This is a genomic window from Virgibacillus halodenitrificans JCM 12304 (assembly GCF_001310895.1).
Lineage (GTDB): Bacteria > Bacillota > Bacilli > Bacillales > Amphibacillaceae > Virgibacillus_Q > Virgibacillus_Q halodenitrificans.
Genome location: NZ_BAZS01000009.1, coordinates 93,205 through 111,028, shown reverse-complemented (window position 1 = coordinate 111,028; position 17,824 = coordinate 93,205). Strand labels below are relative to the sequence as shown.

The 17,824-nt window shown below is 40.1% G+C and carries 19 protein-coding genes and 2 pseudogenes; 3 read left to right on the top strand and 18 right to left on the bottom strand.

Annotated features, from left to right (window positions below):
* Positions 1-183 precede the first annotated feature (183 nt).
* From JCM12304_RS07220 to JCM12304_RS07150, 16 genes and pseudogenes are all read right to left on the bottom strand, one after another.
* Positions 184-1,131: a nucleoside hydrolase gene (locus JCM12304_RS07220; RefSeq protein ID WP_060679391.1), complete on the bottom strand. Its 948-nt coding sequence runs from the start codon at positions 1,129-1,131 to the stop codon at positions 184-186.
* Between the two features lie 31 nt (positions 1,132-1,162).
* The gene (locus JCM12304_RS07215) at positions 1,163-2,014 is read right to left on the bottom strand and encodes an MBL fold metallo-hydrolase (protein WP_060679389.1); all 852 of its coding nucleotides are present in this window, start codon (positions 2,012-2,014) and stop codon (positions 1,163-1,165) included.
* A gap of 175 nt (positions 2,015-2,189) precedes the next feature.
* Positions 2,190-2,645, bottom strand: a complete 456-nt coding sequence (locus JCM12304_RS07210; RefSeq protein ID WP_060679387.1) for a DUF5342 family protein — start codon at positions 2,643-2,645, stop codon at positions 2,190-2,192.
* Between the two features lie 116 nt (positions 2,646-2,761).
* Entirely contained in the window at positions 2,762-3,370 is a 609-nt protein-coding gene (locus tag JCM12304_RS07205; protein ID WP_369813145.1) for an ABC transporter ATP-binding protein, read from the bottom strand.
* The gene (locus tag JCM12304_RS07200) at positions 3,363-4,343 is read right to left on the bottom strand and encodes an ABC transporter ATP-binding protein (protein WP_060679384.1); all 981 of its coding nucleotides are present in this window, start codon (positions 4,341-4,343) and stop codon (positions 3,363-3,365) included. The genes JCM12304_RS07205 and JCM12304_RS07200 overlap by 8 nt, the downstream gene beginning before the upstream one ends.
* 13 nt (positions 4,344-4,356) lie before the next feature.
* Positions 4,357-5,211 (bottom strand): ABC transporter permease, encoded by an 855-nt coding sequence (locus tag JCM12304_RS07195; RefSeq protein ID WP_060679382.1) that lies wholly within the window; start codon positions 5,209-5,211, stop codon positions 4,357-4,359.
* The gene (locus JCM12304_RS07190; protein ID WP_060679380.1) at positions 5,208-6,200 is read right to left on the bottom strand and encodes an ABC transporter permease; all 993 of its coding nucleotides are present in this window, start codon (positions 6,198-6,200) and stop codon (positions 5,208-5,210) included. The genes JCM12304_RS07195 and JCM12304_RS07190 overlap by 4 nt, the downstream gene beginning before the upstream one ends.
* A 131-nt stretch (positions 6,201-6,331) precedes the next feature.
* Positions 6,332-7,816, bottom strand: coding sequence for an ABC transporter substrate-binding protein (locus tag JCM12304_RS07185; RefSeq protein WP_369813144.1), 1,485 nt, complete (start codon positions 7,814-7,816; stop codon positions 6,332-6,334).
* Positions 7,817-8,030: 214 nt separating this feature from the next.
* On the bottom strand, positions 8,031-8,588 hold the full coding sequence (locus JCM12304_RS07180) for an urease accessory protein UreD (RefSeq protein WP_369813143.1): 558 nt from the start codon (positions 8,586-8,588) through the stop codon (positions 8,031-8,033).
* Positions 8,548-8,856: an urease accessory protein UreD gene (locus tag JCM12304_RS20315; protein ID WP_369813142.1), complete on the bottom strand. Its 309-nt coding sequence runs from the start codon at positions 8,854-8,856 to the stop codon at positions 8,548-8,550. The genes JCM12304_RS07180 and JCM12304_RS20315 overlap by 41 nt, the downstream gene beginning before the upstream one ends.
* Positions 8,849-9,469, bottom strand: coding sequence for an urease accessory protein UreG (gene ureG / locus JCM12304_RS07175; protein ID WP_060679378.1), 621 nt, complete (start codon positions 9,467-9,469; stop codon positions 8,849-8,851). Before ureG ends, JCM12304_RS20315 begins: the two co-directional genes overlap by 8 nt.
* A 27-nt stretch (positions 9,470-9,496) precedes the next feature.
* A pseudogene (locus tag JCM12304_RS07170) lies at positions 9,497-10,182 on the bottom strand (urease accessory protein UreF).
* Entirely contained in the window at positions 10,175-10,630 is a 456-nt protein-coding gene (gene ureE, locus JCM12304_RS07165; RefSeq protein ID WP_060679376.1) for an urease accessory protein UreE, read from the bottom strand. The pseudogene JCM12304_RS07170 and the gene ureE overlap by 8 nt, the downstream one beginning before the upstream one ends.
* 10 nt (positions 10,631-10,640) lie before the next feature.
* Positions 10,641-12,353, bottom strand: coding sequence for an urease subunit alpha (gene ureC, locus JCM12304_RS07160; RefSeq protein ID WP_060679374.1), 1,713 nt, complete (start codon positions 12,351-12,353; stop codon positions 10,641-10,643).
* Complete coding sequence (locus JCM12304_RS07155; protein WP_060679373.1) at positions 12,350-12,673, bottom strand: urease subunit beta; 324 nt, start codon at positions 12,671-12,673, stop codon at positions 12,350-12,352. The genes ureC and JCM12304_RS07155 overlap by 4 nt, the downstream gene beginning before the upstream one ends.
* Positions 12,674-12,692: 19 nt before the next feature.
* Positions 12,693-12,995 carry an urease subunit gamma gene (locus JCM12304_RS07150; protein WP_060679371.1) on the bottom strand — a complete coding sequence of 101 codons (303 nt, stop codon included), beginning with the start codon at positions 12,993-12,995 and terminating at the stop codon, positions 12,693-12,695.
* A gap of 862 nt (positions 12,996-13,857) precedes the next feature.
* Between JCM12304_RS07150 and JCM12304_RS19985 the strand changes: the two genes are divergently transcribed.
* The 3 genes and pseudogenes from JCM12304_RS19985 to JCM12304_RS07145 all read left to right on the top strand — a co-directional run bounded on the left by JCM12304_RS19985 (position 13,858) and on the right by JCM12304_RS07145 (position 14,550).
* Positions 13,858-13,980: an acetamidase/formamidase family protein gene (locus tag JCM12304_RS19985; RefSeq protein WP_256200780.1), complete on the top strand. Its 123-nt coding sequence runs from the start codon at positions 13,858-13,860 to the stop codon at positions 13,978-13,980.
* A gap of 71 nt (positions 13,981-14,051) precedes the next feature.
* Positions 14,052-14,264 (top strand): annotated as a pseudogene (locus JCM12304_RS19980) (acetamidase/formamidase family protein); the annotation flags it as partial.
* 16 nt (positions 14,265-14,280) lie between these two features.
* Complete coding sequence (locus JCM12304_RS07145; RefSeq protein WP_060679369.1) at positions 14,281-14,550, top strand: zinc ribbon domain-containing protein; 270 nt, start codon at positions 14,281-14,283, stop codon at positions 14,548-14,550.
* Positions 14,551-14,658: 108 nt separating this feature from the next.
* On the opposite strand, the gene JCM12304_RS07140 is transcribed toward JCM12304_RS07145, so the two are convergent.
* Positions 14,659-16,008, bottom strand: a complete 1,350-nt coding sequence (locus JCM12304_RS07140; protein ID WP_060679367.1) for a Na+/H+ antiporter family protein — start codon at positions 16,006-16,008, stop codon at positions 14,659-14,661.
* 291 nt (positions 16,009-16,299) lie between these two features.
* Positions 16,300-17,802 carry a histidine ammonia-lyase gene (hutH, locus tag JCM12304_RS07135; RefSeq protein WP_019377416.1) on the bottom strand — a complete coding sequence of 501 codons (1,503 nt, stop codon included), beginning with the start codon at positions 17,800-17,802 and terminating at the stop codon, positions 16,300-16,302.
* Positions 17,803-17,824: the final 22 nt, after the last annotated feature.

Below are 17,824 nucleotides of genomic sequence, written 5' to 3'. Positions count from 1 at the left end.
CATATTTTGGGCGGGTCTCTCATTTGAGCGGCCTGCTCTCTCATATTTTGGACGGGTCTCTCATTTTGGTGGCCTGCTCTCTCATATTTTGGGCGACTCTCTCATTTCAACACATCTACTCTCATTTAAAAAGCCACAGAATCCATAAAAATTCTGCAGCCTTTTCATCTTCATCCTCCAAAATCAATCAATTGCCCGCAACACATCAAGCAACACTGTTTTAAACTTTTCTCTATCAACCGCTTCACAAACACGTACATTTGGTTTATTTCCGCTTCGGTTATTAATATCAACTAGACTGTAACCACGAGTCAGCTTACCTTGTGTTTCCACTTCGACATAGTAATCCGTAGATTTCGTCATGATGCTTTCATCTGCGGCGATGGCTGCAAGAAGTGTATCTGGGTGGGTAGTCCCTGGCAGGCGATGAACCTCCTTGTTGAATTTCATTACAACCTGATTAATATCCATAAAAAATTGCGAGCCTTTCGTGGCAAGCTTTCTAATATCTTCATGATCCGCATCATCCATAATCGAATAATTTACGCACATATCCCACCCTACCATCGTGAGTGGGATTCCGGATTGAAGAACAATATTTGCTGCCTCAGGATCAACGTAAAAGTTATACTCTGCTGCTGCCGTAATGTTTCCTAGAGAATTATTTGTACCACCCATAATGTAAATATGGGGAATATCCTTGATGATGGAGGGTTCCTTTTTTATTGCCATTGCAATATTTGTTAAAGGGGCGATCGCCAATAGCTCAATTTCTCCAGAACTTTTCTTCACTGTATCGATAATAAAATCGATGGCATGGGCAGTTTCGGGACGCTGTTTTGCTTTTTCAAAATAAGCCCCACCCATTCCGTCCTTGCCATGCACATCCTCTACATTGCGATGCTGAGCCATGCCCGTAGCATGGAGCGGTCTCTCCAGTCCTTTATAGACAGGAACATAGCTCTTTGGATTGGCAACTTGAATTGTATAAAGCGCATTTTCTACCTCTTGATCGAAATCAACATTACCACCAGTTATTGTTACTCCCTCCACATGAAAATGATGGAGTGTAGTTAAAAGGGCGATCGTGTCATCCCCTGCTGTATCTGTATCGATAATTACACGTCTCATTCTTATCACCTCTATTATTATTTCTGTAAATTTACATAGATTTCTTCTGGTTGCCTGCAACGAAATTTTGTATAAATTCAAGCTGCTCTTCTGTAGGCTCCTTCTCTCTTGCAAGTGTAAAGGCTTCTACTGCTTGATCGAGTGAAGCTTCCCTTCCAACGACCTCCCCGATAGCTACAAGCTCATCAAGAAAGCCCCATAGCTCGGCATATGTTTTTGGTGACTGATGACCAAGGACATAATGCTCCACATCATACTTCTTAATTTTTGCCAATAAGGTCTGTACTTCTTTCAAATCATAGCTCCATTCGCCACTATAAAAATCCTGATAAAGACAATCAGCTAAAAACATGATTTTTACTTCTGGAATGTAGATGATGGACGAATCTGGTGCATGCTCCCCACCGACATGCTCCATCACACAGGTAATGCCACCAAGATCGAGCTGTATTTGATTTTGAAACGTTATTTCCGGCGCGCACAGCTTCAGATTATCCCGGACAGGCAGCTCTCGCTTAATCATATCACGGCAAAATTCTATCTCTTCGCCAGATTCTACACGGGCATCAATAGAAGCATCATCCCACTTCAACGTTTTTAAATATGCTACCTTCTTCTTAGTATCATGATGACTGATTGCAGTGCGGTCCATTATTTTCATACCAAAAATATGGTCCCAGTGCCAATGCGTTACTAGTACATATTGAATTGGAGAAATGTCCATCTTTTCAGCCAATCCCAGAAAATCCTGCGCATGTGCAGGAGAGTTACCAGCATCAATCGCCACACTAAAATTCTCCCCACAGACTAAACCTAATGCAGGCCGGTCTGTTTCCGAATAATGAGGCATATAGTAAACGTTTAGGGCTAGTTGTTTTAACATGTTTTTTCCTTCTTCCTATGCTTGGTATGTATCTAAAATAATGGAACTAATCATCCAACACAACAAATATTAGTTTGATATAAATATATATAAGTATAAAAAATCTGGATTTTTTCCATGGACATACTATTTTCATTATAAAATGCCACCCTAATTGGAGCGGGTGGCATTCATGTCAATCCTTATTATGTTCTTTCATTTTTTGATACACTTTTTCTTCCACTTTGTCTACACGGGCATCTTTTAGTTTTCGTCTTGGCTTTGGATGAAACCATTCTAATTTACCATCTCGTACCATACCTTTAAATTCTTCTCCATCTATATTCAATTTAAACTGATGTGCTTCATGAGATTGATCTTCTAGCATAGGGGTAACTTTAATTCCCTCTACACCTTCCATGCTTTCCAATTCATCTTTGGTATCATGCTCATTCAGTAATCGGCGAACTTCAGCTTCAATCCACTCCAAATGATTTTTTTCGACATCTTGTTTTGGGTGGGGATGCAGCCACTGAATGTCATCTTCATGAAAATTACCTTTAAATTCTTTACCATCAATGGTAAAGCTAAAGCGATGCCGCTCATGTGGACGGTCTTCATATAGTTTTTTCACCTCAAAATTGTCAACCAATCGAGACACCTCATCATGTAAATAATTTTAAGCGAATTTGTAAGTCTTCTATAGATTAAGTATTCCCTATCAAGAAGTCAATTAAAACCCTTTTATAAAAATTTCCTTGCATGCTTTCATACAGAATGAAGTGTATCAAAATTTATTACCCGGTCACAGACACGCTCCAACAATGAGGAATCGTGACTGATTGCCAGAATTCCGATATTCCGTTGTTGCACCAATTCCAGGACTGTATGCCAAATTTGTGCCTGCGTAATAGCATCCAGCATTGTAGTCATTTCGTCTGCTATCAGATACTTTGTCTTTGGACCAAGTGCACGGGCAAGACAAAAGCGTTGCAGCTCACCACCTGAAAGTTCGCTGGGATAGCGATTTAGCCATGTTTTATTGATTCCTAACATAGCCAATAAGTCACTATCCAATGGACCAGCTTCAGTTAAAATTTTTTTCATCCGCCATTTAGGGTTAACTACTTTTTCAGGTAGTTGCCAAACCAACTGCACCGGATGGAAACCTTCCATGGGATAGGAGTGGCCATCTATTTGAATAAATCCTTGTTTCGGTTGTTTTAATCCAGCCAAAATAGTAGCAAGGGTTGTTTTACCTGCACCACTCTTCCCATACAAACCAACAACTTCACCGGGATGAATTTGCAGATTGACATGCTGTAACAACCATGGATGATTTCGATAACGGTAACTGACTTCACGGGCTTCAAGCATGATAACACCTCACCATCCCATGATTAAGTGGGCGAAGTTGTGGCACATCTTCTGTACAGACGTCCGTGGCAATCGGACATCTTGCTGCAAAAACACAGCCTGATACCGATTCACCCGGCAACGGCTGAATACCTTTTAATGGGATAAAATCATTCTGTGGCAATGCATTCCATAATGCTTTCGTATAGGGATGACGCAGGTTTTCACCCTTTCCTGAAAAATCTTCTGTGTTGGCAATTTCAACGGTTTCCCCTGCGTAAAAGACAGCGACTTTATCTGCAATTTCCAGTGCGGCTGTAATATCATGTGTGATGAACATGATTGCTTTCCCCTCCGTGGCAAGCTTTTTCATATATTGAATCGCTTCATCCCTGGCCTGCTCATCGAGCCCGGGTGTTGGTTCATCGGCAATGACTAATTTCGCATCACTTACCATGGCAGTGGAAACCAGAACCCTTCTGATCATTCCACCGGATAATTCAAAAGGATATCTGTCACTGGTATCCTTAGCTAACCCCACTTTTTGAAAGATACGTTCCTGGACTGCCTTTTTATGCTTATTCTTTACAACAGATTGAACCTGTTTCCCAACCTTCATTAAAGGATCGAGTGCATTAGTGGATTGAGGAATTAGCACAATGTCCTTTCCACGGAGGCGAATCTGATTTTCTTTTGTCAGTATTTTTCCTTGAAATAGTATGTTGCCACTAGTCTCTGCGTGTTCCGGCAAAATGCCAAGAATGGTGTCTGCCAACAGACTTTTCCCTGAACCACTTGCACCCACTACTGCCACAATCTCTCCTTGATTAATGGATAAGTCAAAGTTTCGAATGACCCGAAGATTCGACTCCCGGAGTCCTTTTTCGTATTGTCGAAAAGTCAGAGCAAGATGGTTCACTTCAAAAAGGGGAGGACTCTTCTCATTCTGTGCTAGTGGTATGTTTTCTTTTTTTTGCGATTGCTGTATCTCCATCTTCTCATCTCCTTTACAATTTCTGACCATGGAAAGGGTCAATTAATTTGCGGATACTACGTCCTAACAAATCAAAAATACTAACCATAACCAGCAGTGCCAATCCAGGGAAAAATGCCAGCCACCACATACCGGTTGCCAAATAGCGCATCGATTCTGATAAAATAATCCCGATGGCCGGAACTTCCGAAGATAGTCCGAATCCCAGAAATGTAATGGCAGCCTCATGCAAAATGGCGTGTGGAAATAACAGGATAAATCCTACAATCAATTGTGGTACTAGGTGTGGAAGCAAATGATGTCTCGCAATCCACATACGTGATTTCCCAAATGCTTTGGAAACTGCTACATAATCTGTGTTTTTCAACTGCAAAACCTCAGCCCGGAGCAAGCGTGTAAGACTTGGCCAATGTGTTAAGGCAAGTCCAATAACAACACCTTTAAAACCGCCGCCTGCCGCGAAGGAAATTAGAATCAAAATGACAATGTGAGGAACACTGAGAAACAGATCAATGAACCATGTTACCACCGCGTCCAGCTTTTTGTTTACGGAACAAAGAAGACTTAAGATAAGAGCAATAAATGTACTTACTGTGGATGCCAACAGACCGACAGAAAAACTTAATGTTAGTCCCTTTAAAGTACGTGTAAGCATATCCCTTCCCAGCCAATCCGTCCCAAAAGGGTGAGTAAACGAGGGTGGTAGGTACTTTGACAAGAAATCCACTCCCATTTTTTCCGGTCCAATTAGGATTCCACTCCCGATCATCCCGGCAAGTAGTGTGAATGAAAGAATAGTTACAGCTAATGTTCGCTGGCGCAAGTTCCATTTTTTTACTTTCATAGGAAAGCTTGTACGACCGATCATTGTAATTCTTCCTTTCTCATCCGCGGATCGATGAATTGATACAAAAGATCAGCAAGTAAATTACCTGCGAATACAAAAAGTGTACTGAATAGCACAATTCCAAGTAATAGTGGGATATCTCCACCAAGCCCTGCCTGTACTACCGCCTGACCAAGACCTGGATAAGAAAATACCTGTTCGGCAAGTACCGCTCCGCCAAAAAGCTCACCAAATGAAGCAAAATGCAGAGATACAGCAGGTAAAGAAATATTGCGGAGCCCATGTCTCCAGAGAAGCAAAAAGCCTGTTTCTCCCTTTGCTTTGGCAAAACGAGCATATTCACTGCCAAGTACTTCAATTAATTTCTGTCTCGTGTGTAAGGCTACATTGGCTACACCAATAATACTTAATGTCAATGCAGGAAGAACCAGGTGTTTGGCTCGTTCTAACCAGGTTACATCTTCAGTTAATATACCTGCAGGGGAAGCCAGTCCAACAGGGAACCAACCAAGTGAAACAGAGAATAGCATTAAACATAATAAGGCCAGCCAAAAGGCAGGCGTCGAAGCAAGGATAAAACAATATCCTTTTATTATTCGGTCGACCCATGATCCTTCCTGTATTCCTGAAATGATTCCCAATATAAATCCGATAAAACCGGACATAAGCCAAGCAATGCCCATTAATATAAGTGATGCAAGAAATCGCTCTGCAATGACATCAGCAACAGGAGCCCTGTAAATTAGCGATGTTCCCAAGTTTCCTTGCAGGACCGCTTTACTCCAATTCAAAAACTGCTCTGTTTTCGAGTCATCCAGACCCCAATATGCTGCAATATTATCCCGTTGCTCCGGGCTCACCCTTACCATATCAGCTCCGATATAGCTTTGGATGGGATCTATTGGTGAATAGCTTACAAGTAAAAAAGATAGAACACTAATTGCAATAAGCAAGGAAACCAGTTTCAGCGTTTTTTTAATGACATATAGACTTACTCGTTTCAATTGCAATGTTTACCCTTCTTCCTTCCAATGCCATTTCTCAATGAAATCGGTTATCGGCCAGCCATGTCCATGCGGCTGTGTTTTTTGTTCACCAATTTCCAGATTATCACGAACAAAATACAAATGTTGTATATTTACTAGCCAAGCCCATGCAGCATCTCCTTTGGCAGAGAATCCTGTTTCCCCATCCATTGTGCCTTTTTCCAATACGTATTGGCGTCTTCCTGGGAGGTTGCACGCATCGCTTTTTCCATATATGCATCAACCGTTGGGTTAAAATAATAATTAGAGTTGTAATATCCTTCGCCTCTCGTGTCACCACTGTAAATATTATACATTTCCAGCGGATTATGACTTCCCCACCCCATCATGACAGGATTGGCATGCATCGTTTTCTCGAGCTCATTCCAGCTCTGCCCTTCTGTTTTCACTTGAAGACCAAGTGGCTTGATCATATCTGCAAATGCAATGGATAAAGATTGACGGATCTGGTCACCAGCCGGGTATAACAAATTAAATGATGCTTGGACACCATCTTTCTCTCGTACACCTTGTTCATTCTCTTTCCATCCGGCTTCATCGAGCATCTGCTTGGCACTATCCATGTTATTATCTTTAATGACTGTTTCAGGGTTCCACCATGGCAATTGATCGGCGACCGTATACGCAGGAGTGCCATATCCATCCAACACACCGTCTACCAATGCTTGTCTATCCACTGCAAAATTGATTGCTTTACGGATAACAGGATCAGATGTCACGTCATTTCCGATTGGATAGCCCTCTTTTGTTTCTTCACCTGCTGGCACAAATGGAAACATGATGCCCCTGTTATCAGCACTTCTCAGTTTGATCAAATGCATCCCCGGAATTTTCTCTTTCGCAAATGTCGAAGGTACAGACACCACATCAGCTTGACCTGACTTAGCAGCAGCAAATGCGGCATCTTCCGCTAAAAAGAGGAATGTTAATTTTTTGAAATAAGGTTTTTCCCCATAATAATACGGGTTTTCTTCAACAATTAACTGCTGACCTTTATTCCATTGTACTAATTGGAATGGACCAGAGCCAATCGGATTTTGACTGTACGAATCATCATAGGCATGTTCCGGTACAACTCCAATTGTAGTTAACAAATTGATAAAAGTGGATGCAGGTTTTTTTAATGTAAATATAACTGTATGAGAATCCGAGTTCTCCACTTTTTTCATATTACTTAAATCAATAACAGACCCGCTCGATTCAGCTGTTTGATAAGTAAATACTACATCTTCGGCTGTCAATTCTTCTCCATCAGAGAATTTCACACCATCCCGAATCTTGATGGTCCATTCCAAACCATCATCACTTACCGAGTAGTCCTCCGCTAAATCCAGCTGCACATTAAAATCTTTATCATATTTTAATAAGGTACTTTGGAAAAGAGGCGAACCGTATTGGCCCCACCCTGTAGTTGGATCAAAGCCTTCATCTGACTCTCCGCCAATGGCCAATATCAATTCATTCTTGTCCATATCTGAGGGTGCAGAGGATTGTTTTTCCTTATCGGAACCACAGGCAACTAACATAGTTGTCAGTACAACTACAACTATGAACATAAATAATTTATTTATATGATTCATATACATTCCCCACTATTCTCTCGTTTAAATAAAAATGCTACATTTCAAAAATTGAAATACTATTACTTCGCCATTACAAATGGGTAAGAACAGGACATAACATAGACTCATCTCTAAAGTGGTCAGAAGCTTGATTGTGCATCATTATTTATACTCTTATTGCAAAATGATAAAACATGCCCGGCAATCTCAATTATTTGCCGGGCTCTAAAATTTAATATTTTCTTAGAAAACTCGGTTCTGTTTTATACCATTCCTTACTTATTATATGATGGCATTTCTTTAATATTCGTTCGATCAACTGGGTTGAATTAGCCATTATCCGAATAGTAAATCCTGGTATGATGAGGGCAGATAATCCAGCCTTAAAATCACTATTTTCATGTTGAATTTCTTCATATAAACGATCCAGAATCTCAGAGTCTGATATTTCGGAAATAACAATAAAAGATCCAAGGTGTGTGTAACCTTCCATCACGCCTAGTCCGTCCATATACTGTTCCTTAGGATTTAGCTTAATGTGATCAAATAGAACTAGCTCATTCTCCATATAAATTTCATTGATTAAGCGAAGACTATCATAGCTAAAATGCTCGCCCTCAGGTGACCAACCAGGAGTCAATATATCAGAATAAATCAATGTCGCCCCCTGCTCCATATGAACAATATTCTTCTGATGATACCGAGCATCCTTATATGCTATAAGCGGATCAGGCAAGTATTCTAAAAAACTATCTTTTTTTAAAAATGATTTCTGTTTCCTGGTAAGCATGTTTCTGCGGTGTTTTGTACACCTTTGTTGCTGATTGGGTCGTCACGGTTGCTTTAGCCTGTTCACCAAGCGTTACTTTCATTCGATATGTGTCACCGTCTAAATAACCACCGCCGGGATTAAGTATATAATAGGTTGGTTGTTGCGAATTATTATGATAAACAGGACGCATAATCTTAAATGCTCCTTGAAAGTATACGTTGTTTGTGACGGTTTTCCCTTGCCGATCCTCTATATCAAGCTCAAGGATTCCCGTCCAATCAGACATCCTTCTCTAATCCCTTTAACAGTACATGCTGTTTAATCCAATCAACAACTTGATCCAGGCCCGTATTATCTTTTAGGTTTGTAAGTGCAAATGGTTTACTACCACGAAATACCTTCGTATCTGACTCCATTACCTCAAGGCTTGCCCCAACAAATGGAGCAAGGTCAGTTTTATTAATAATAAACAAGTCTGATTTAATCATTCCTTGTCCACCTTTACGAGGAATTTTTTCCCCTTGGGCGACATCAATAATGTAGATAGAAAAATCAACTAACTCGGGGCTGAAAGTAGCAGCAAGATTATCCCCACCACTTTCAATAAAAATGAGCTCCACATCCGGATGTCTTTCCTCCAGTTCTTCAATTGCTGCAAAATTCATGGAGGCATCTTCACGAATAGCTGTATGTGGACAACCACCTGTCTCTACCCCGATGATTCGGTTCTCAGGAAGAATCCCCGTTTTAACCAAAATCTTGGCATCTTCCTTTGTATAAATATCATTCGTAATGACAGCAATACTCACTTCATCACTTAGTTCACGTGTAAGCTTTTCAACAAGCATCGTTTTACCTGCGCCAACAGGTCCCCCAACACCGATTTTAATTGGTTCCATTGTGACACTTCCTTTTATATAAGATTTTTATGACATAAAGATTCGTATATGAACCTTTCGTGCTGCATTTGGGATAGTTCCAAGCCCGGAGAAACGACACCAAAATCTTCTTCATTCAATTTCAATATTCTCCGGACGGCCTGGGATAAGTTTTCTTGAAACACATATATTATTTTTTGTCCCACAGTCTGTCCAAGTGGGATAGCCCGTACCGCGTTCTGGACTAAATTAGCTATGGATGAATACAAATAATACAAAATAGTTATTTCTTTCTTTACGCCTAGATAATGGCCGACCATTGTAAACACAATTGCCGGGTGTCCAAAAGACGCTTTTGCCTTGATCCTCTCTCGGTACTTCGTTAAGATGGGTGCTTCATATAAAGTTTCTGCGATTTTTACCATCCGCTCTCCCATCCGTCTTGTTCCGTCACGTGTTTCTCTTGGAAGGTTTTGCACAGTTAATAAGCGATCAAGCTGCCAAATTCTCTCCAGGTCTCCCTTACAAAGAGCATCATAAATCATTCTAGCAGCCAGTCCGTCTACATAGACCAACTGCTCAAACAAATAAACCTCCAGCCATTTCGAGAATGTCGTCTTATCGTGTACAACTCCCTCTTGTATATAGCTTTCCAGACCAAAGGAATGGCTGAACGCCCCTGTAGGGAAATTAGAATCACATAATTGGAATAAAGATAGCACATTCTTATCCATGACTATGTCCTATGTGACGAAATGCCTGTTTTACTTTGCGCTTCTCTCGTTTGAATGGGATACCCAGCTCTAGAAGTAATTCTTCCACAAGATAATCATATTGTACGAGCATTTCTTCCCCTTCAAACTGTGCAGGCAAATGACGGTTTCCTAATTGATGAGCGATGGTACCCATTTCATTTATGCTTCTAGGGCAAATAATCAATAGATCATCTGATAATACATCAACAATGATGATATTTTTCTCATCCATATAAAGCACATCACCAGCTTCTAAATCACGAGGCTCTTTTAAACGAATTCCAAGCTCCCGGCCATGGTCTGTTTCCACACGTTGAATTCGCTTTACCAGATGGGCACTCTCTAAATATACTTTTTCTTTATGTCGTTTATTCAGTTCCTCCTGGTCTAACTTCTCTATATTTGTTACAATTTTTTCTATTATCATGTCATCCACCTCAAAATAAGAAATAGCGTTGTCCCATTGGTACTTCATCAACAGGATCACATGTGATTTTTTCTCCGTTTACCCTTACTTCATATGTCTGCGGATCAACCTCAATTTCAGGTGTTTCCGTATTCAACTTCATATCTTTTTTCGTAAGATTTCGAATACCACCAACAGGGCGGATATTTTTCTCTAAGCCAAGTTTTTCATGCACCTTATCGTCATAGGCTGCCTGTGAAATAAATGTAAATGAACTTTTAGCCAAGGCTTTTCCGATCGTAGCGTACATTGGACGATATATCATTGGCTGTGGTGTTGGAATGGATGCATTAGCATCTCCCATCAGACTTTGAACGGCAAGCCCATTCTTAAGAATCATCTCAGGTTTCACACCAAAAAATCTTGGATCCCACAATACTAAATCGGCCACTTTACCTACTTCAATTGAACCAACATAGTTAGATATTCCATGGGTGATTGCAGGGTTTATCGTATATTTGGCTATATAACGCTTTACCCGATTATTGTCTGCGTACTTTACATCACCTTTCATTGTACCCAATTGGTTCTTCATCTTATGGGCGGTCTGCCATGTCCGGAGAACGACTTCCCCAATACGTCCCATTGCTTGGGCATCTGAACTCGTCATACTAAAGACACCCATATCTTGTAAAATATCTTCAGCTGCAATTGTTTCACTGCGAATACGGGAATCTGCAAAGGCGATATCCTCTGGTACAGATGGATTCAAATGATGGCAAACCATCAACATATCCAGGTGCTCATCAATGGTGTTAACAGTATATGGCAATGTAGGATTTGTAGAAGATGGCAGCACATTCATCATGCCAGCAGATTTAATTAAATCCGGCGCATGACCGCCACCTGCGCCCTCTGTGTGGTACATATGAATGACGCGATCTTTAACTGCTCGCATGGTATCCTCCATAAAACCAGCTTCATTTAATGTATCCGCATGTAAAGCAACTTGAATATCGAACTTATCTGCAACACGTAATGCATGATCCAAAGAGGAAGAAGTTGCTCCCCAATCTTCGTGCACTTTTAAGCCAATTGCTCCAGCACGCACTTGTTCAGCTAATGGCGCCTCAGAGGCGGCATGTCCTTTACTGGTTAAACCAACATTAATCGGAAGACCATCTACGGCTTGCAGCATCCGATGCATATTCCATTCTCCTGGAGTTACAGTAGTAGCACGTGAACCCGCCCCTGGGCCAGTTCCTCCACCTATTAATGTAGTGAGCCCCGCGGTTAATGCCACATCGACTTGCGCAGGATTTATGAAATGCACATGTGTATCAATGCCACCTGCTGTAACAATCTTCCCCTCACCTGCAATTACTTCAGTTGAAGCCCCAATGACAATATCAACTTTATCCATGACCAGCGGATTTCCACTTTTTCCAATTCCGCAAATCAGGCCATCCCGGATTCCCACATCAGCTTTATAAATCCCTGTATAGTCAAGAACAATTACGTTCGTAATAATTGTGTCTGGAACACCTTCATCACGTGTTGCTAACGGATGCTGTCCCATTCCATCACGGATTACCTTTCCACCGCCAAATACGACCTCTTCGCCATACTTTGTATGATCTTTCTCGATTTTGATAAATAAATCTGTATCTGCCAAACGGATCGAATCACCAGTTGTAGGACCGTACATTTGCGAATATTGCTCTCTTGACATTCTAAAACTCATTTTGAATCCCCACCTTCTAATGGTCCATCCACTTTATTATTAAATCCATAAACTTTGCGCTCACCAGCATAATCAATTAATTCTATTTCTTTTTCATCCCCTGGTTCAAATCTCACCGCTGCTCCGGCTGGTATGTTTAATCTTTTGCCATATGTTTCTTCCCTGTTAAATTTTAATGCTTCATTCACTTCATAAAAGTGAAAGTGTGATCCAACTTGAATTGGTCTATCACCAGTATTAATAACGGTTGTCTTTGAGCTAGTACGGTCTGCATTACAAACAATATCTTCTTTACTTAAAATATATTCTCCTGGAATCATTGCTTCTCCTCCTTTCCATTTAGCGAATAGGGTCATGTACGGTAACAAGCTTCGTTCCATCAGGGAAAGTTACTTCAACCTGTATATCATCAATCATTTCTGGAATCCCATCCATCACGTCGTTCCTTGTTAAAATGGTCGCTCCGTATTCCATTAGTTCTGCAACACTTTTTCCATCCCGAGCACCTTCTATTACTTCATAGGTAATAAGAGCCATCGCTTCAGGGTGGTTTAATTTCAAACCTCTTTGCTTCCTGCGCCTTGCAAGATCTGCAGCAACGACAATTAACAGTTTATCCATTTCACGGGGTAATAATTGCATGGTTACATGCCTCCTCCATAAACTAAATTTAATATACTCAAAAGCATTTCCAATTTTATGCTTTTAGAAACGTTTCTTTACAATGTGAATTCATTTATGCCTTTCCTTTAAAAAAATAATTAACTGTATTGCTATCCCTTAGACAGGATGCAACGGTTTACATCTTCGAGACACACCGTAAATACGAGTTTCGACTATCATTCCTCCTTGTTTGTGAATAGATTCACATAACCACCACTCATGAATGCAATGATCATAAATAGTCAGCTTTGCAATCTTCTATTCAATTTGTTTTTTAGTATAAAAGTAGTCAGGGTGTTGTTCATTTTCAGTTTTATTTCTACTGATAGAGACGGTGTTTCTCCTGAACAACGGGTATATGTGAGGGTCTTCCCTTTTACATTTGGTAGATTAACCGATGTAATAAGGGGTTGGGAAAACTATTAAATCACTTCTGTTTTAACAAATAAATAATTTGCAAGCCATTTTTGGTCTACTCACGTAACATTGAATCCTTACTACATAATTTCTTCCGAGGGAGGGCGTTAAGAGATTCATAATTTTACGCAAATAAAATAGGTATAGCAAATACACAATGATTTAATAGTACTACCCTATTTTAGTCATTTGGCGGAGAAAAGCAACCATAACACATCAATTTTTTAAAGTTTTGTACCAGAACTCTTTTACATAGCTAATTATAGGTTTATACGGAAAATTATATCTAAAAATTCAATTTAATTATTTTTACTTATAAGGGAGACGATTTGTAATTGGTGTAGGAGGTGACTCACTACGTTAGCAAGATAAAATAAATATATAGAAAGGAATGGTAGAATAATGCCAAAATTTTTTTTAAAAAGTGGACTTAAATAAAACCATGGGTAAACAGGACGTATCTGGACATAACCGTTGGCATACTGATATACCAGCAACTTTCTCTGTTGACTTTGGGGAGACATTTCGGATGGAATATCTGGATTGAACAGATGGACAAATTAAAAATTACGATGACCCTTCTGACATAAAAAATGTAATTTTAAATCGTGTACATGTACATATTTAGATGCAAATATAGCCTATCGTAATGCGTGCTTGAATGCGATTGAATTTTTAAAAACACAAGGTTTTACTGGAGAACAAGCATATATGCTACTTGGCTCAGCTCCCGTTGAAGGTCATTTAGCTGGTGTTGTGGACATTCCAAATTCTTGCTGCACCATCGCTTTACCAAAAGATATCTTCACAAAAGATATTTTACCAAAATAGCCAGGAGGAATAGGTAATGCCAAACTACACTTTTCTATGCCCAGCATGTGGAGAATTTACTTTGTTGCTAAACATGACCAGGGATAATAAGCAAAGCACGGCTTGTCCAACATGTAATACAATTGCCAAACGTGTGTTTAAGCCTCCGATGACATTGCGGATGGATTCAAAGGTGAAAAAGCGAATTGAAAACGGAATGAAGCCTCGTGTTGTTAAAAAGGAGAATATGCCGAAAAATCCTTACAAAAAAACAGCTGTCTCTAGGCCTTGGCAAGCAGGACACTAAGAAAACTCCCCCGGTAACCTGCTTTGAGTCACCGGGGGAGTTTTTAATTTATGTCCTTAAATATATGCTGAGGTATCCCAATGATTCACAAAATAGATACTCCATACTTTAAAGGATCACCGCCGCTAGGGTTCCAAATATAAGTAATGGAATATTATAATGAATAAAGGTTGGGACCACAGTATCCCATATGTGATTATGCTGTCCATCTACGCTGAGACCTGCAGTTGGCCCCAATGTACTGTCAGATGCTGGTGAACCTGCATCACCTAACGCACCTGCTGTACCGATTAATGCGCATGTAGCTAACGGGCTGAAGCCCAACGTGGCACATAACGGTACAAAAACTGCTGCTATAATTGGGATCGTTCCGAATGACGTTCCAATCCCCATCGTAATAAACAGACCTACCAACAATAAGACAAAGGCAGATACTAGTTGACTACTGTCACCAAACCAGCTCGTAGCATTATTAACAAAATTTTCGACTGCCCCTGTTTCCTTTAATACAGAAGCATAGCCGGAAGCAATTAACATAATGAAGGCTATTACCCCCATCATGACCATACCTTCTTGTACTACCTTTTCACCCGATTCCAGAAAAATAACACGAGTAACAAACATTACTGTTATTCCACCAATTGCGCCAATTACCATCGATTCAAATGTTAACTGAAGAACAAAAGCAACGACGATCGCAATTATTGTGAAAAAATGGTTTCTCTTTTCGAAAGTAGTACGTGGTGTTTTTTGCTTTTCTAACCCAGCTGCTGTTTCTTCTTCAGGTAAACTTGATGTCTTCGATAAATCGATATCCTTGTATTCGCGTGGTTTCTTATAAGTAAATAATACAGCAATAAGAAGACCCACAATCATACCAATTGCTGGTATACTCATTGCCAGTGAGATATCTGACATAGCAATAGGCATCCCATTTGATTCCATTTCTTTTGCAATAATACCATGAAAAATTAACCCATAGCCGATAGGAATAACCATATACGGTGTTTTCAGCCCAAAAGTTAAAGCACTTGCTATCCCACGCCGATCAATTTTTAAGTGATTAAACAAAATTAATAATGGTGGGATCAGTATTGGGATAAACGCAATATGGACTGGAATGAGAGTACCAGAAAAACAAGTAAGAAAAGCAATTAAAAATATAAGTAGGAACTTCTTTTCTTTCATTACGCGCAATAGGTACTGTACCAGTATTTCCGTTATCCCGGAATGGGCAATCATGGCAGCAAAGAAACCAAGCAAAATATAACTTAATGCTGTTTCTGCCTGTCCACCCATCCCGCCTATTAATGTGGTTATTGTTTCACTTAACGATAAATTTGCTGTTAGACCACCAACAATGGCAGCGAGTAATAAAGCAAAAATGACGTGTATACGACACAAACACAGAATGGTAAGAGTCAAAACAGATAAAACTACCGGGTTTAATAGAATCATAAAGCACCTGCCTTCTTAATTTTTTAGTTTCCAATTATATCTAAATATTCAGATAATTTTTTGAGAATGTACTTTCGCAAATTGCCTTAATTACAACAACATGAAATGGCTGTTCATATTCAAAAGGTATAAATTTTTATGCTGGAACCATGTATAAAATTTGTATTCTTTTCATCTGAATTACACACCTCTCTCCATAGTTCCAGCATTACTTTGAAGTACCAAGGAAAAATACTACATTTAATTTACAAAATTAATTAACCATGGCTATAATCCGTTCTCCCTCCTACCCTATTTCAATACATCCTCCCTTAATATAAACGCAGCTAATTTCTCAATTTCTTCTGAGATATCCTGGTCTCCTTTCAATGGAGGACATATTTCTCTCACCATATCCAAATATTTTTTAGTAGCTGGCGCTAGCATATCCTCTGCTTCATCAAGATAAATAGCTTGGGATGCACTAATTAATTCAATTGCAATTACCTTTGCAGTATTATGCACAATATCTCTCGCCTGACGTGAGCCAATTGTCCCCATACTTACATGGTCTTCCTGATTTGCAGAAGTAGGAATAGAGTCAACACTTGCCGGATGTGCTAGAACTTTATTCTCTGATACGAGCGCTGCTGCTGCATACTGGGCAACCATTAGTCCACATTCCAGACCAGGATTTGTTGCCAGGAATGGAGATAATCCGCTTAGTGCAGGATTCACCAATCGTTCAATGCGCCTTTCTGAAATATTCGCCCACTCTGCTGTTGCTACTTTTAAGAAATCCATTGCTAATGCGATTGGCTGCCCATGAAAATGACCACTTGAATAGATCTCCCCATTTTCCAAAATAATTGGATTGTCTGTCGCTGCATTTATTTCTGTTTTTAACCGTTCATCCACATAATTAATTGTTTGCCAGGAGGCTCCATGAACCTGTGGGATACCTCGGATCGAGTAAGCATCTTGCACACGAACTTCCCCCTGCTTCGTTATCCGCTTACTTCCTTCAAGCCAGTTTCTTATACGTGAAGCGACAAGCTCAAACTCGGGATGTGGTCTAACTGCAAGTAAATCTTTATTAAAAGCTGTAATTACCCCATGCAATGCTTCCATTGTTAAGCTTGCAGCCATATCTGCTGCTAGACCAACACGCTCTGCTTCATTTAAAGTAACTACTCCTATGCCTGACATAGCTTGTGTGCCGTTGATTAATGCCAGACCTTCTTTTGCTGCAAGTTCAACTGGTTGCAAACCTGCCTTCCACAGCGCTTCTTTCCCTGTTAAAATTTCTCCTTCGTATTCAGCCTTTCCTTCACCTACGAGTACAATAGCTATATGTGCAAGTGGGGCAAGGTCTCCACTTGCGCCTACAGATCCCTTACTTGGTACGACAGGATGTACTCGTTTATTAATCATTTCAATAAGAAGATTTAATGTTTCCTCCCTAATCCCTGAAAAGCCTTTTGCCAAAGCATTTGCCCGTAGTACCATCATGGTACGCACAACAGGTGTAGGCAGTGGATCACCAATCCCCACAGCATCCGCCCGAAGCAGGTTAAGCTGCAGCTTGGAGATATCTTCTTTTTCAATAACAACATCACTTAACTTTCCAAATCCTGTATTAACCCCGTAGATTATTTTTCCTTCATCCAATTGTGTTTCAATTCTTTTCCGGCTTTTCCTAACTCGTTCAAGCGCTTGTTCAGGTACTTCCGCTTGATACTCGCCATAAGCTACTTTTTCAATTTGATGCCGGTTCAATGTATAGCCATCCAGTTCGATTACTTTCTGTTCCATGTGTTTCACTCCTTGTAGTTAG

Bases quoted from the DNA above. Each gene is read 5' to 3' on its own strand.
- JCM12304_RS07200 (WP_060679384.1), bottom strand. From the start codon at position 4,343: ATGGAGATACAGCAATCGCAAAAAAAAGAAAACATACCACTAGCACAG.
- JCM12304_RS07215 (WP_060679389.1), bottom strand. From the start codon at position 2,014: ATGTTAAAACAACTAGCCCTAAACGTTTACTATATGCCTCATTATTCG.
- ureG (WP_060679378.1), bottom strand. From the start codon at position 9,469: ATGGAACCAATTAAAATCGGTGTTGGGGGACCTGTTGGCGCAGGTAAA.
- JCM12304_RS07205 (WP_369813145.1), bottom strand. From the start codon at position 3,370: ATGCTTGAAGCCCGTGAAGTCAGTTACCGTTATCGAAATCATCCATGG.
- JCM12304_RS07220 (WP_060679391.1), bottom strand. From the start codon at position 1,131: ATGAGACGTGTAATTATCGATACAGATACAGCAGGGGATGACACGATC.
- JCM12304_RS20315 (WP_369813142.1), bottom strand. From the start codon at position 8,856: ATGTCTGATTGGACGGGAATCCTTGAGCTTGATATAGAGGATCGGCAA.
- JCM12304_RS07185 (WP_369813144.1), bottom strand. From the start codon at position 7,816: ATGAATCATATAAATAAATTATTTATGTTCATAGTTGTAGTTGTACTG.
- JCM12304_RS07195 (WP_060679382.1), bottom strand. From the start codon at position 5,211: ATGATCGGTCGTACAAGCTTTCCTATGAAAGTAAAAAAATGGAACTTG.
- JCM12304_RS07155 (WP_060679373.1), bottom strand. From the start codon at position 12,673: ATGATTCCAGGAGAATATATTTTAAGTAAAGAAGATATTGTTTGTAAT.
- hutH (WP_019377416.1), bottom strand. From the start codon at position 17,802: ATGGAACAGAAAGTAATCGAACTGGATGGCTATACATTGAACCGGCAT.
- JCM12304_RS07180 (WP_369813143.1), bottom strand. From the start codon at position 8,588: ATGCTTACCAGGAAACAGAAATCATTTTTAAAAAAAGATAGTTTTTTA.
- JCM12304_RS07150 (WP_060679371.1), bottom strand. From the start codon at position 12,995: ATGCAATTATTACCCCGTGAAATGGATAAACTGTTAATTGTCGTTGCT.
- JCM12304_RS07145 (WP_060679369.1), top strand. From the start codon at position 14,281: ATGCCAAACTACACTTTTCTATGCCCAGCATGTGGAGAATTTACTTTG.
- ureC (WP_060679374.1), bottom strand. From the start codon at position 12,353: ATGAGTTTTAGAATGTCAAGAGAGCAATATTCGCAAATGTACGGTCCT.
- ureE (WP_060679376.1), bottom strand. From the start codon at position 10,630: ATGATAATAGAAAAAATTGTAACAAATATAGAGAAGTTAGACCAGGAG.
- JCM12304_RS07140 (WP_060679367.1), bottom strand. From the start codon at position 16,008: ATGATTCTATTAAACCCGGTAGTTTTATCTGTTTTGACTCTTACCATT.